Genomic DNA, 12,767 nt, shown 5'->3' with positions numbered 1-12,767 from the left:
CGGGATCAGGAATATGGGGGCATCTTGTGGCTTGGGCGTTGCGCGGCAAAGGCCAGCGCGAACGGCGACGGCAGCCAGGTCCGAGGCCATGACTATACGGTCTTCCTGCGGCCTGAGGCCAGCTTTGGCCGATCAGCGGTCAGCGTCTGCGGGCGGCTAGTTCAGCCGCATGGCCTGCATCACGGCCAAGACCATCACCTGTTGTTCCCAACTGCCCCGCATGCCGTCGCCCCAGCCACCAGCCCAGGCCCGCCCAGCCCACCGCCAGCAACGCACCCGCCAATGCCACCGTCGCCGGATGGCCGGACAGCGCATCGATCGCGGTCTTGACCCAGGCGCTGACCGCATCGCCGGCGCGGTAGACGGCGGTGTCGATGACGTTCTTGGCCTTGTACTTGGTCTCGGCATCGACGACGGTGAACAGCATTTCGCGGCCCGGACGCACCAGCGCATATTCCCCGACGCGCCGCAGGATCATGATGGCGGCGAGCACGCCGAAGGTAGGCAGCAGGGCCAGCACGACGAAGCCCGCGGCGACGGCCAGCGGCACCGCGGTCAGCAGTACGGTAACGCCGTAGCGGCGCGCCATGCGGCCGGTGAAGAACAGCTGGACCAGGATGGTCAGCGCCTGCACCACGGCATCCAGCGCGCTGAACACCTGGGTCTGGCGGGTGCGCTCGGGGAAGGCCTCGGCGACGAGACGGGCCTGCTCGAAGTAGAGGAAGGTGCTGGCCGTGGCCAGCAGGATCACGAACAGGGCGATGCCGAGCAGGTAGCGCGAGCGCAGCAGCAGCGACAGCCCGGCCAACAGCCCGCCGCCGATCGGGTTGGCCGGATCCTGCCCGGCGCTGGAAGCAACCTGGCCAGGCTGCCCGACTCCGGCACCGGCACGGCGGCGCCAGCCGAACAGCCAGCCCACGCCCGGCAGCGTGGCGGCCAGCAGGGCGGCCGACAGCAGCATCAGGCCGGTCAGGCCGATGTGCGGCACCAGCCAGCCGCCCAGCACCGGCCCGGCCAGTCCCCCCGCACTGGCGCCGGCGGCCAGCAGCGCGAACAGGCGGCGCGCCTGCTCGGGCCGGAACACATCGGCCATCAGGCTCCAGGCCACCGACACCACGAACAGGTTGAATACGGATAGCCACACATAAAACACGCGCGCCAGCCAGACGTTGTCGGGCAGGGCGCGCGTGGCCATGGCAAAGGCCAGCAGGTTGGCAATGAAGAAGGCGTATACCCATGGCACGAAGCGGCGCCGCGGCAGCCAGGCGCAGACCGCGCCGTACAGCGGGATCGCCGCCAGCATCACGACAAAGGTGGCGGTGAACAGCCATTGCAGGTTTTTCACGCCGCCGGCGATGCCCATGGTCTCGCGCACCGGACGCAGCATGAAGTAGCTGGCGAACAAGCAGAAGAAGAACAGGAAGCCGGCCACCACGGCGCCGGCTTCGCCGTTGCGCACGCCGAAGCCGCGCCACAGCCGGGCCAGGCTTCCGGTGGGTGCGTCGCGCGCGGGCTCGTCCACGGCAGGGCGGATCAGCGCAGCAGTGCCGCGATGCGCTCGCGCTGGCCCGGATCGGGCATGCGTCCGAGCCCGGCGCCGAGGTTGTCGGCCATGTTGCGCGGCTTGGAGGTGGCCGGGATTGCCGCGGTCACCGCCGGATGGCTGACGACGAACTTCAGGAACAGCTGGCCCCAGGAGCCGCAGTCAATGTCGCCGGCCCATGGCGGCAGCGGGCGCTCCTTGACCACGCGGAACAGGCGGCCGTCCTGGAACGGACGGTTGACCAGCACCGCCACGCCGCGCGCCTCGCACAGCGGCAGCAGCGTGCGCTCGGCATTGCGCTCGCCCACCGAGTAGTTGATCTGGACGAAATCGACACGCTCGGCGCGCACGATCTTCTCCAGCGCCTCGTGGGCGTCGTCGCGGTAATGGGTGATGCCCAGGTAGCGGATGCGGCCCTGTTCCTTCAACAGCCGCAGCCAGCGCAGGTTGCCCTGCCAGTCGATCAGATTGTGTATCTGCAGCAGGTCGACCTTGTCGACGTGCAGGTCGGCCAGCGACCGTTCCCATTGCGCCTGCGCCGGTGCGCCTGAACGGGCCGAGATCTTGGTGGCCAGGAAGACCCGGTTGCGCGCATTGGCCGCGCGCAGCAGGTCGCCGGTCACGGCTTCGGCGCTGCCGTAGCTGGGCGCGGTATCGACCACCGAGCCTTCGGTCTGCAGCAACAGCCCCATGACCTCCGCCAGCGGCTTGCGTTCGTCGGGGCCAGTGCCGACGTCGAAAGTGTCGGCGGTACCCATGCCGATCACGGGCAGGGCTTCGGTGGTGCCGGGAATGGTGCGGCGCAGGGGCGCGGCAACGGTGGCGGCATGGGCAGGCAGTGCTGGCCCGAACCCTGCTGCGGCCAACCCGGCGGCCACGCCAAGGAAGGAGCGACGGTCGATCGACATGGGATGGTTTCCCGGCGAGTCACTGACTGGTTGACCTTAGGCGGTGAGCCCGGCCATGTAAACCGTTGCGTGTGCGGCGCAATCCCTAGTGCAGGCGAGGACGATATTCCACGCCAAACCTGGTGGTCAAAGCGCTCAGGCGCTGGTCCAGCGTCCACAGGCGGGCGCCGGGGGTAATCAGGGTCGAAGCCAGCAATGTGACATCCACCAGGCCGCAACCCAAGCCATACAGTTGCTCTCGCTCGACCAGTGCGATGACTTCCGCCAGCGTCGCTTGCTTGGTGGCCTGCAACAGCCCGATGTCGCCGAGCGTCTGTGCCCGCGGCGACGGTGGCGTGCCGCAGGCCAGTTCGGCCAAGACCAGGGGGTGGGTCAGCACCTGGTCCGCCTCCATCAGGCGGATCAGGGCGTCATTGCGCTGCCGGAAATGGCCCACCCATACCGAGGTATCGACGAGCACGTTCATTTGGCGCCGGGTTCGGGATTGCGGCGCGGTATGTCTTGCATGCCGGGCGCTGCGCCGCCGAGGGCCGCGAGGCGCTTGGCGGCCTGCACCCGAACGAAAGTCTTGATTGCCTCGCGAAACAGGTCTGCTTTGTCCATACCGGGGTCCGCCATCTCCAGTGCTTGTTCATACAGGGCGTCATCGATCGTGACGGTGGTGCGCATCGCAGGCTCCTTGAATCAGATTTGATGCTAATATGCATCAAAAATGGAATCAGGGCAAGGCCGCAATCGCTTGCGGAGTCGCGCGCCGACGACACGCTTGCAGTATTGGCTGACCGGGCCAGGGCGTCGATGAGAGATGTCGCATTCCGCGGCAAGCCATGCCGTCAGACCACCGTGGCCAGGCCCAGCGTCAGCAGCAGCGCCACCACCGAGATGATGGTTTCGCAGACCGACCAGGTCTTGAAGGTCTGGGCCACGGTCATGTTGAAGTACTCCTTGACCAGCCAGAAGCCGCCGTCGTTCACATGCGACAGGATCAGCGAGCCGGCGCCGGTGGTCAGCACCAGCAGTTCCGGGCGGGTGCCGGGCACGCTCGCGGCAATCGGCGCGACGATGCCCGCGGCGGTGGTCATGGCAACCGTTGCCGAGCCCGTGGCGATGCGGATCATCACCGCGACCAGCCAGCCCAGCACCAGCACCGACACGTTGGCGCCGGTGGCGACGTCGACGATGGCGGTGGAGATGCCCGAGTCGCGCAGGATGCGGCCGAAGCCGCCGCCGGCACCGACCACCAGCGTGATGATGGCGGTGGGCGCCACGCACTCGTTGGTGAACTTGAGGATGGTCTCGCGATTGAAGCCCCGCGCCTTGCCGAAGGTGTAGAAGCTCACCAGCGCGGCGATCAGCAGCGCCATCACCGAGTTGCCGATCAGCTTCAGGAAGTCGTTGGCGAAGGTCTTGGGCGTGGTGAACAGGTCGGCCCAGCTGCCGATCAGCATCAGCACCACCGGCAGCAGGATGGTGAACACCGTGATGCCAAAGCCCGGCAGCTGGTGCGATTCCTTGACGCGCTCATCCTCTTCGGTGAACTGCTCGGCCAGCGGGTTGTATTCGGGCAGCTTGACGTAGCGGTCCATCAGCTTGGCGAACAGCGGGCCGGCGAGGGCTGCGGTCGGGATGCCCACGATCAGCGCGTACATGATGGTCTTGCCGATATCGGCGCCGTATGCGGTCACCGCCAGCAGCGCCGCCGGGTGCGGCGGGATCAGGCCGTGCACCACCGACAGGCCGGCCACCATCGGAATGCCGACCAGCACCATCGACGTGCCGGTGCGCTTGGCGACGTTGAAGGCGATCGGCACCAGCAGCACGAAGCCCACTTCGAAGAACACCGGCAGGCCGACGATAAACGCGATGGTGGCCATGGCCCAATGCACGTTCTTCGCGCCGAAGAAATCGATCAGCGTGTTGGCGATGCGCTCGGCGCCGCCGGACTCGGCCATCATCTTGCCCAGCATGGTGCCCAGGCCCACCACCAGCGCGATATGGCCGAGGGTGCCGCCGACACCGGCTTCAAACGACTTGACGATCTCGCTCATCGGCATGCCCACGGCAAAGCCGAGCAGCACCGAGACGACGACCAGGGTAATGAACGGGTTGAGCTTGTAGCGCGCGATCAGCACCACCAGTGCGATCACTGCGATCAGCGCATACACCAAGAGCGTGGTTCCGGTGACGGCACCCATATTGTCTCCTTGCGTGGAAAAGAGCCGCTTGTGGCGGCAGCAGAGGGTTTGGCTTTCTTGTTTTCTCTCCCGTTTGCGGGAGAGGCGGTGGGGAAGAGGGCGTGCGCGTGGCAAGCACCGGGGCGGTTCACTTCGTGGTGGCGCCGGCCCTCTCCCCCGGCCCCTCTCCCGCGTGCGGGAGAAGGGAGCAAACAGTGCGGAAGCTGTGAATCAATCTGGCAGCGGGCTCAGGCCGCCGGCTTCTTGTAGGCGATGCAGTCGACCTCGACCTTGCAATCGACCACCATGCTCGACTGCACGCAGGCGCGCGCGGGCGGGTTGGCGCCGAAGTATTCCTTGAAGATCTTGTTGAACGAGGCAAAGTCGCGCGTGTCGTCCAGCCATACGCCGCAGCGCACGACATGCTCGGGGCCGTAGCCGGCCTCGGCCAGGATCGCCAGCACGTTCTTGATGGCCTGGTGGGTCTGGGGCACGATGCCGCCGTCGATGACCTCGCCGTTGACCATCGGCACCTGGCCGGAGACGTAAAGCCAGCCATCGGCCGCGACCGCGCGGGCAAAGGGCATGTGCTGGCCGCCGGTACCGGTGCCGCCTTCGACGCCGAATCGTTTGATGTCCATGGGTACTCCTGGAATGGGTTGTGTAGGGGAGGGAAGCGGCGGTGCGTGCGGGTCAGTCCGCACCGCGGGGCAGGAACCGGCCGGCGCGCACGCCGGTGCTCTGGCGCTGCTGCCATGACAGCTCGCCGTTGACCCAGACCGAGGCAATGCCCTCGGCCGGCTGCATGGGATCGGTAAAGCTGGCGGCGTCGCGGATGGTGGCGGCGTCGAACAGCACCAGGTCGGCCCAGTAGCCCTCGCGCACGAAGCCGCGCTGGTGCAGGCCGAAGCGCTCGGCCGACATGCCGGTCATCTTGTTGACGGACACGGTCAGCGGGAAGAGCTCGCGGTCGCGCGCGTAGTGGCCTAGCACGCGCGGGAACGCGCCCCACAGGCGCGGATGCGGCAGCGGGTCGTTGGGCAGCCCGTCCGAACCGACCACCGTGGCCGGATGGCTCAGGATGCGGTCGACGTCGGCGTCTTCCATGCAGTGATAGACCGCGCCGGCGGGCATCAGCCGGCGCGCGGCTTGGTGCAGGTCGACCTGCCATTCGGCGGCGATGTCGGCAAGCAGGCGGCCGCCCATCTCGGGCGCGCCTTCGGACCAGGTCACCATGATGTCGAAGTCGCCGGTGACCTGCTTCAGGTCGAGCGTGGACGAGCTCGCGGTGTACGGGTAGCAGTCGCAGCCGACCGGCTGCCAGCGCTGCGCGGCGTCGAGCGCGTCCAGCACTTCGGTGCTGCGGCCCCAGTTGGCCACGCCGGCGCATTTCAGGTGCGAGATCACCACCGGCACGCGCGCATGGCGGCCGATGCGGAAGGCCTCGTCCATGGCCTCGAGAATCTCGGCGAATTCGCTGCGCAAGTGGGTGGCGTAGAGCGCGCCGGCCTTGGCCAGCGGTTCGGCCAGCGCCAGCACTTCCTCGGTCGGCGCACTGAAGGCGTTGGCATAGGCCAGGCCCGTCGACAGGCCCAGCGCGCCGTGCCGCAGCGCTTCTTCCAGCTGAGCGCGCATCGCCTCGATTTCCTGCGGCGTGGCGGCGCGATCGAAGCGGTCCATATGGTTGCTGCGCAGCGCGGTATGGCCGACCAGCGCGGCAACGTTGACCGCGGGCTGCGCGGCCTCTACCGCATCGACATAGGCCTTGAAATCCGGATAGCGGAAGGCGTCGGCATGGCCGAGCAGGTTCATCGGGTCGGGCGGATCGCCTACCAGCGTGACCGGCGCGGCGCTGATGCCGCAGTTGCCGACCACCACCGTGGTCACGCCCTGCGACAGCTTGGGCGTCATCTCCGGCTGGCGCACCACGTTGGTGTCGTCGTGCGTGTGCACGTCGATAAAGCCGGGCGCGAGCACCAGGCCATCGCCCTCGACCACATGCGCGGCCGCATCGGTGTCGATCGCGCCGGGGGCATCGATGCGGGCGATGCGGCCATCGCGCAAGGCCACGTCGGCCAGGCGCGCGGCCGCGCCGGAGCCGTCGATCAGCGTGACGCAGCGGATCAGGGTATCGAACAGGTGTGGCATGGTCAGTCTCCCAGCGGCTGGCGGCTGTCGGGGCCCTTGCCGGGGCCGCTGTCGCCGCGGTGGCTGTCGAGCACGTACTTGAGCCGGCGCAGGCGCTCCTTGCTCTGGTCCGGCTGCAACAGTGCGCACTGCGTGGCCAGCACGTCCAGCACCATCAGCATGGCGTAGCGCGACGCCGATGGCTTGAAAATGAAATCCGTCTCCAGCGTGCGCACCGGCAGCAGCACGTCGGCGCGCGCGGCCAGCGGCGAGCCCAGCGCGGTCACGGCTACCAGGCGGGCGCCGTACTCGCGTGCGATATCGCAGCTGGCCAGCATCTCCGGCACGCGGCCACTGGCCGAGAACGCCAGCACCACGTCGTCGCGGCCCAGCGTGGCGGCCACCATCTTCTGCAGCAGCGCGTCCTGGTAACTGGCCACCGGCAGGCCCAGGCGGGCCAGGCGGTGGCGCGCTTCGTCGGCCATGAACGACGAGCCGCCGCCCATGCCAAAAGCGTAGACCATGCGTGCGCCCAGCAACAGGCGCGCGGCCTGCTCGATGCGCTCGGTATCCAGCAGCCCGCGGTTGGCTTCCAGCGCGGTGAGGATGTCGGCGTGGATGCTGTCGGCAAGCGTGGCCGGCGCGGCTTCAGCGGCGGGTACGTTGCCGGGCTGCAGGAAGCGCGCGCCCACCGCCGCGGCCTGGGCCAGGCGCAGCTTCAGGTCGCGCACGTCGCGGCAGCCGATGGCCTTGGCAAAGCGCGTTACGCTGGCCTCGCTGACGCCAGCCTGGCGGGCCAGTTCGTTGATGCTCGCCGCCGCCGCGCCGGCCAGGTCTTCCAGCACCACCTGCGCCACCTTCTGCTCGGCCAGCCGCAGCGCGGGGCCGCGCTCGGCGATGCGGGTCAGGATGTCGAAGGGCGCGGTCATGGTCGGTATGGGGGCGAGGGGGCGAGGGGGCGAAGCGTTGAAGTGGGTTCGAATCGTTATGTGACGAGATCTGCAGTCCGCGCGGGCAGGGGCTATAACAGTGACTGGCGCCTGATGGCGAGCGCTCTTCCTGGTGCCGCACGGTTGCTGCAGCAGCGCCGTGTGTTACTTTATAACAGGGATGAAATATCTTATTTTCAGGGCTATCATTACGTCAATCAGATTTTTTCAGGGTGATGACAGGGATGCGTGAAATAAAGTATCAGGCTGGCGTGATCGATCCGCTCAACAAGGCGCTGGGCCGGATGGAGGCCCCGATTGCTCCGGACGCCGCTGGCCAGACCGGCTGGAACCTGTTGCAGGAAGAACTGAGCCTGCCGGCAGCGGTGCTCTATGAAGACCGGCTTGCGCACAACCTGGAGTGGATGCGCCGCTTCATGAACGAATATGGCGTGCAGCTGGCGCCGCATGGCAAGACCACCATGGCGCCCAAGCTGTTTGCCCGGCAACTCGATGCCGGCGCCTGGGGCATCACCCTGGCTACCGCGCACCAGACCGCGGCGGCGCATGCGCACGGCGTCAAGCGCGTGCTGATGGCCAACCAGCTGGTCGGCCGCCGCAATATGGAAATCATCGCGGACCTGCTGCGCGATCCGGCGTTCGAATTCTTCGCGCTGGTGGATTCGGCCGAACTGGTCGACCAGCTCGGCAAGTTCTTCAAGGAGCGTGGACAGACGCTGCAGGTGCTGCTCGAGCTGGGCGTCGAAGGCGGGCGCACCGGCGTGCGCGACGACGCGCAGCAGCAGGGCGTGCTCGACGCGCTGGCGCGCTGGCCCGACGCCTTGTCGCTGGCCGGCGTGGAAATCTACGAGGGCGTGCTGAAGGAAGAGGCCGATATCCGCAGGTTCCTGCAGCGCACCGTGGCGGTGACGAAGCAGCTGGCCAAGCAAGGCCGCTTCGGCCGCAGCCCGGTGGTGATGTCGGGCGCGGGCTCGGCCTGGTACGACGTGGTGGCCGAGGAATTCGCGCGCACCGACATCGGCGCGCCGATCGACATCGTGCTGCGCCCCGGCTGCTACCTGACGCACGATGTGGGCATCTACCGCGCCGCGCAGCAGCGCATCCTGGCGAGCAACCCGGTCGCGCAGAAAATGCGCGAAGGTTTGCTGCCGGCGCTGCAGCTGTGGGCCTATGTCCAGTCGATTCCGGAACCCGACCGCGTCATCATCGGCATGGGCAAGCGCGATGCCGCCTTCGACGCCGGCATGCCGATCCCGGCGCGCCGCTACCGTCCGGGTGAAGAGGCGCCGGTGGATGTGCCCGAGCATTGGGAGGTCACCGGCATGATGGACCAGCACGCCTACCTGCAGATCCGGCCGGGCGACGACATCCGGGTCGGCGACATGATCGCCTTCGATATCTCGCACCCGTGCCTGACCTTCGACAAATGGCGCCATATCCCGGTGCTGGATCGCGACCTGCGCGTGATCGACATCGTGCAAACCTTCTTCTGAGGCAAGCCGCCCCATGAGCATCGATATCCTGGCCTATGGCGAGCCGCTGGTTGAATTCAACCAGCAGCCGGACGATCCGTCGCGCTACCTGCAGGGCTTTGGCGGCGATACCTCCAACTTCTGCATTGCCGCTGCGCGCCAGGGCGCGAGCACCGGCTATATCTGCGCGGTCGGGGCCGATACCTTCGGCGAGCGGCTGCGCGCACTGTGGACGCAGGAACGGGTCGACACGCGGCATGTGCATGTCGACGCCAGCGCTCCCACCGGCGTCTACTTTGTCTCGCACGACAGCCACGGCCACCGCTTCGACTACCTGCGCGAAGGTTCGGCCGCGAGCCGCTACCAGCATGAACAGCTGCCGCTCGGCGCCATCGCCGCGGCGCGCTACCTGCATCTGTCCGGCATCAGCCTCGCCATCAGCACCAGCGCCTGCGATGCCGGCCTGGAGGCGATGGAGCACGCGCGCAAGGCCGGTACCAGGGTCACGCTGGACACCAACCTGCGGCTGCGCCTGTGGTCGCTGGCGCGCGCGCGCGGCATCATGCGCGAAGCGTTCCGGATGACCGACGTATGCCTGCCCAGCTGGGACGACATCACCGTGCTGACCGGGCTGGACGACCGCGACGCCATCGCCGACTACCTGCTCGGCTGCGGCATCGGCCTGGTCGCGCTGAAGCTCGGCGAAGAGGGCTCGTACATCGCCACGCCCGAGTCCCGCAGCCTGGTGCCGGCCTATCCGGTCAAGCCGGTCGACGCCACCGGCGCGGGCGACTGCTTCGGCGGCAGCTTCGTCGCGCGGCTGGCGGCGGGTGCCGATCCGTTCGAGGCCGCGCGCTATGCCAACGTGGCGGCAGCGCTGTCGACCACCGGCTATGGCGCGGTGGCGCCGATTCCCGATGCGCAGACCGTGCTGGCGCGGCTGGCGCAGTCGGTATCGGTGATCGCCTGAGCCGCTGCCCGAACCTGATGCTTTCCTGAACCCATATACCGCGAGATCGCCATGTCAAACCAGACTTCCCCGCTGCTTCAACGCCTTGCCGACGTGCCGGTGATCCCGGTGCTGGAATTCCAATCGGTCGACGAGGCCCTGCATGTCAGCGAGGCGCTGGTGACCGGTGGCCTGCCGCTGCTGGAGATCACGCTGCGCACGCCGGTGGCGCTGGAAGCGATCCGTGCCGTCGCCGCGGCGCTGCCGCAAGCCTGCGTCGGCGCCGGCACGGTGCTGAGCGTGGAGCAACTGCATGCGGTGCGCGATGCGGGCGCCCAGTTTGCGGTCTCGCCCGGCCTGACGCCGACGCTGGCCGCGGGCGCGCGCGGCGCGGGAATCTCGCTGCTGCCGGGCGTCGCCACCGCCAGCGAGGCCATGGCGGCGCTGGAAGCCGGCTTCACTTTCCTCAAGTTCTTTCCGGCGCAGGCCGCTGGCGGGGTGCCGATGCTGAAGTCGCTGGGCGGGCCGCTGCCGCAGCTGCGTTTCTGCCCGACCGGCGGCATCGATGCCGCGCTGGCGCCGTCGTACCTGGCGCTGCCCAATGTGGTGTGCGTGGGCGGGTCGTGGGTGGTGCCCAAGGATGCCGTCGCCGGGGGCGACTGGGGCCGCATCCGCGCACTGGCCGAGCAGGCCCGGGCTCTGCGCGGCAAGCCCTGAGCCGGCGCGCAGCAAAGCAACACTGCAAAGCAAAACGGCACGCCATCGGGCGTGCCGTTTTGCTGTCCAGGCAGCCCTGGCCGGCTTACTTGTGGCGTTCTGCCGAGCTTTCCAGCTTCTGGCCGCCGCGCTGAATGTCCTGGCCGAGCCCCGCCATCGTGTTGCAACCGGCCAACAGAGTGGCAAACAAAACGCACCAGATCCAACCTTTCTTCACGCCGGGCTCCTTTCGATAGGGTCGAGAATCGAGCGATTCTCCGAGTTTTGGAATTGACGCAGATTTTACCGCTGCTGCGCGCGGCTTTGATAGCCGGTATGTCGCAATTTGTAAATCGTGCAACCCCACCTGCGGGGCCTGCTGGTCAGGCCGGCGGCGCCAGCAAGGTGCGGGCGCGCTGCTGGATCGCCGCATGGGTCTGCATGAGCCAGACGGCCGGGAACGGCTGCGCCAGCAGGTAGCCCTGCACGCTGTGGCAGCCCCAGCCACGCACCGCTTCCAGCTGCTGGCGGGTTTCGATGCCCTTGGCGCAGACCGAGGTGCCGGTCCGCCGCGCCGCGCGGCAGGCTTCGCGCAGGCTGTCGGCACTGCGGCTGGCCTCGCGGGCATGGCCGAGACCCCTTGCGTCCAGCGTGACCGCGTCCGGACGCAGCGCCGCCAGCGCGTCGCGGCAGGCCGGGCTGTCGTCGAAATCGCCCAGCGCCAGCTGCAGCCCGCGCCGGCGCAGCGCGGCAAAGCGGTCGATCAGGTCGGCGTCGGTCGGTACGGTGCTGGCCGGCAGCTCGATGCACAGGTTCTGCGGCACGATGCCGCCCGCGTCGAGCGCCTGCGCCAAAGCTTCCACCATTTGCGGGCGATGCAGCTGCGCGCTCGGGGCCAGCAGGGTGAACTGCAGCGGGGCAAGGGTCTCGGCGGCGCGGATCAGCGGCAGCACGCTCTCGAGCAGCCAGTTGCCGATGCGGCCGACCAGCCCGAGCGCTTCGACGGCGGGCAGGAAGTCCTGCGGCGCCACGCGTCCAAGCACCGGATGCTGCCAGCGCAGCCGCACCGTATAGCCGCTGACGGCGGCGCCGGCAAGGTCGGCGCGTGGCTGCAGCTGCAGGCTCAGCTCGCCGCGCTCGAGTGCGTCGGGCAGCGCCGCCAGCAACGGGGCCGCGGGCGGAGACAGCCGCTTGTCGGCGCGTGCCAGGCCGGCGCCGCCCTGGCGGTTGACCCGCAGCATGGCGTCGAACGCCTGCTGCAGGCTGCGCTCGGCCGGGATGTCGGCATGGTCGGTGGCCACGCCGATGCTGCACGACAGGTGCAGCTCGAAGCCGTCCACGGCGAACGGCCGGGACAGGTCGTCGGCCACGCGGCTGGCCACCTGGCCAGGGTCCGGCACGCCCGCGGGCAGCGCGGTGACGATCACCAGGTCGGCCGCGGCCATCCAGTGCATGAACGCGCCCGGCGGCAGCAGGCAGGCAATGCGCGCCTGCACGATGCCACGCAGCCGGGCAGCGCGGCCAGTCCCGAGGGTGTCACAAGCGTTGGCGAAGCGGTCCAGGCGGATCGCCAGGATCGCCGCCGGCGGACCGGCCTGGGCGCGGCGCGCGCTCAGCGCGCGTACCAGCACGGACGGTTGCATCGCGCCATTGCCGCTGCTGGCGCCGCCGGCAGCGCTGTCGACGAGGTCGTCGGCATCAGGATCCATGCATGATGTTGCGGGCCGCCAGGCCATGGCTGGCGGCGCACGCGTCTCCCCGTGTCTGAAATGGTTCTTCGGCAGGCCGCCGGCGCGCTGCGGTCGCAGTGGTCGCCCCGATGAGCCATGCGTGCCGCGGCCGCTTGCGGGCCGCGAAGCCCGATCATAAGCGAAGGGCAGGGGGAGGGAGGTTGCCGATTGCGCCAAAGTGATTTGGCGGCAACCTGCATTTGATTTGGATCAATGCG

At 68.5% G+C, this 12,767-nt stretch carries 13 protein-coding genes; 3 read left to right on the top strand and 10 right to left on the bottom strand.

Translation table 11 applies throughout. From position 1 onward, the window contains the following. Positions 1 to 139 precede the first annotated feature (139 nt). The 8 genes from A2G96_RS26625 to A2G96_RS26590 form a co-directional block, all read right to left on the bottom strand. Positions 140 to 1,522 carry an NTP/NDP exchange transporter gene (locus A2G96_RS26625; RefSeq protein WP_082819104.1) on the bottom strand — a complete coding sequence of 461 codons (1,383 nt, stop codon included), beginning with the start codon at positions 1,520 to 1,522 and terminating at the stop codon, positions 140 to 142. 11 nt (positions 1,523 to 1,533) lie between these two features. Next, positions 1,534 to 2,451: an aldo/keto reductase gene (locus A2G96_RS26620; RefSeq protein WP_062803185.1), complete on the bottom strand. Its 918-nt coding sequence runs from the start codon at positions 2,449 to 2,451 to the stop codon at positions 1,534 to 1,536. Between the two features lie 85 nt (positions 2,452 to 2,536). Continuing rightward, positions 2,537 to 2,917 carry a type II toxin-antitoxin system VapC family toxin gene (locus tag A2G96_RS26615; protein WP_062803184.1) on the bottom strand — a complete coding sequence of 127 codons (381 nt, stop codon included), beginning with the start codon at positions 2,915 to 2,917 and terminating at the stop codon, positions 2,537 to 2,539. Continuing rightward, on the bottom strand, positions 2,914 to 3,120 hold the full coding sequence (locus A2G96_RS26610) for a type II toxin-antitoxin system VapB family antitoxin (protein ID WP_062803183.1): 207 nt from the start codon (positions 3,118 to 3,120) through the stop codon (positions 2,914 to 2,916). The genes A2G96_RS26615 and A2G96_RS26610 overlap by 4 nt, the downstream gene beginning before the upstream one ends. Before the next feature lie 164 nt (positions 3,121 to 3,284). Further along, positions 3,285 to 4,646, bottom strand: a complete 1,362-nt coding sequence (locus A2G96_RS26605; RefSeq protein WP_062803182.1) for a GntP family permease — start codon at positions 4,644 to 4,646, stop codon at positions 3,285 to 3,287. Positions 4,647 to 4,873: 227 nt separating this feature from the next. Continuing rightward, a complete protein-coding gene (locus A2G96_RS26600; protein ID WP_012355941.1) occupies positions 4,874 to 5,266 on the bottom strand; it encodes a RidA family protein in 393 nt (130 codons plus the stop codon). Between the two features lie 52 nt (positions 5,267 to 5,318). Beyond that, positions 5,319 to 6,773: an N-acyl-D-amino-acid deacylase family protein gene (locus A2G96_RS26595; protein ID WP_062803181.1), complete on the bottom strand. Its 1,455-nt coding sequence runs from the start codon at positions 6,771 to 6,773 to the stop codon at positions 5,319 to 5,321. A gap of 2 nt (positions 6,774 to 6,775) precedes the next feature. After that, positions 6,776 to 7,681 (bottom strand): MurR/RpiR family transcriptional regulator, encoded by a 906-nt coding sequence (locus tag A2G96_RS26590; protein WP_062803180.1) that lies wholly within the window; start codon positions 7,679 to 7,681, stop codon positions 6,776 to 6,778. 245 nt (positions 7,682 to 7,926) lie between these two features. Between A2G96_RS26590 and A2G96_RS26585 the strand changes: the two genes are divergently transcribed. From A2G96_RS26585 to A2G96_RS26575, 3 genes are read left to right on the top strand one after another with little or no spacing between them, the layout of a single operon-like run. After that, positions 7,927 to 9,195, top strand: a complete 1,269-nt coding sequence (locus A2G96_RS26585; RefSeq protein WP_062803179.1) for an amino acid deaminase — start codon at positions 7,927 to 7,929, stop codon at positions 9,193 to 9,195. 13 nt (positions 9,196 to 9,208) lie between these two features. Beyond that, complete coding sequence (locus A2G96_RS26580) at positions 9,209 to 10,144, top strand: sugar kinase (RefSeq protein WP_062803178.1); 936 nt, start codon at positions 9,209 to 9,211, stop codon at positions 10,142 to 10,144. A gap of 51 nt (positions 10,145 to 10,195) precedes the next feature. Continuing rightward, complete coding sequence (locus A2G96_RS26575; protein WP_062803177.1) at positions 10,196 to 10,840, top strand: bifunctional 4-hydroxy-2-oxoglutarate aldolase/2-dehydro-3-deoxy-phosphogluconate aldolase; 645 nt, start codon at positions 10,196 to 10,198, stop codon at positions 10,838 to 10,840. Between the two features lie 85 nt (positions 10,841 to 10,925). Here A2G96_RS26575 and A2G96_RS26570 read toward each other — a convergent pair whose 3' ends face one another. Next, positions 10,926 to 11,057, bottom strand: coding sequence for an entericidin A/B family lipoprotein (locus tag A2G96_RS26570; protein WP_012355947.1), 132 nt, complete (start codon positions 11,055 to 11,057; stop codon positions 10,926 to 10,928). A gap of 145 nt (positions 11,058 to 11,202) precedes the next feature. Further along, positions 11,203 to 12,528 carry a GGDEF domain-containing protein gene (locus A2G96_RS26565; RefSeq protein ID WP_062803176.1) on the bottom strand — a complete coding sequence of 442 codons (1,326 nt, stop codon included), beginning with the start codon at positions 12,526 to 12,528 and terminating at the stop codon, positions 11,203 to 11,205. Between the last annotated feature and the right edge of the window lie 239 nt (positions 12,529 to 12,767).

Source organism: Cupriavidus nantongensis, from assembly GCF_001598055.1.
Taxonomy (GTDB): Bacteria; Pseudomonadota; Gammaproteobacteria; order Burkholderiales; family Burkholderiaceae; genus Cupriavidus; species Cupriavidus nantongensis.
This window is presented reverse-complemented; position numbering and strand designations above follow the sequence as displayed.

Excerpts from the sequence above, each read along its gene's own strand:
- A2G96_RS26620 (WP_062803185.1), bottom strand. The coding sequence starts at position 2,451 with ATGTCGATCGACCGTCGCTCCTTCCTTGGCGTGGCCGCCGGGTTGGCC.
- A2G96_RS26615 (WP_062803184.1), bottom strand. The coding sequence starts at position 2,917 with ATGAACGTGCTCGTCGATACCTCGGTATGGGTGGGCCATTTCCGGCAG.
- A2G96_RS26610 (WP_062803183.1), bottom strand. The coding sequence starts at position 3,120 with ATGCGCACCACCGTCACGATCGATGACGCCCTGTATGAACAAGCACTG.
- A2G96_RS26605 (WP_062803182.1), bottom strand. The coding sequence starts at position 4,646 with ATGGGTGCCGTCACCGGAACCACGCTCTTGGTGTATGCGCTGATCGCA.
- A2G96_RS26600 (WP_012355941.1), bottom strand. The coding sequence starts at position 5,266 with ATGGACATCAAACGATTCGGCGTCGAAGGCGGCACCGGTACCGGCGGC.
- A2G96_RS26595 (WP_062803181.1), bottom strand. The coding sequence starts at position 6,773 with ATGCCACACCTGTTCGATACCCTGATCCGCTGCGTCACGCTGATCGAC.
- A2G96_RS26590 (WP_062803180.1), bottom strand. The coding sequence starts at position 7,681 with ATGACCGCGCCCTTCGACATCCTGACCCGCATCGCCGAGCGCGGCCCC.
- A2G96_RS26585 (WP_062803179.1), top strand. The coding sequence starts at position 7,927 with ATGCGTGAAATAAAGTATCAGGCTGGCGTGATCGATCCGCTCAACAAG.
- A2G96_RS26580 (WP_062803178.1), top strand. The coding sequence starts at position 9,209 with ATGAGCATCGATATCCTGGCCTATGGCGAGCCGCTGGTTGAATTCAAC.
- A2G96_RS26575 (WP_062803177.1), top strand. The coding sequence starts at position 10,196 with ATGTCAAACCAGACTTCCCCGCTGCTTCAACGCCTTGCCGACGTGCCG.
- A2G96_RS26565 (WP_062803176.1), bottom strand. The coding sequence starts at position 12,528 with ATGGATCCTGATGCCGACGACCTCGTCGACAGCGCTGCCGGCGGCGCC.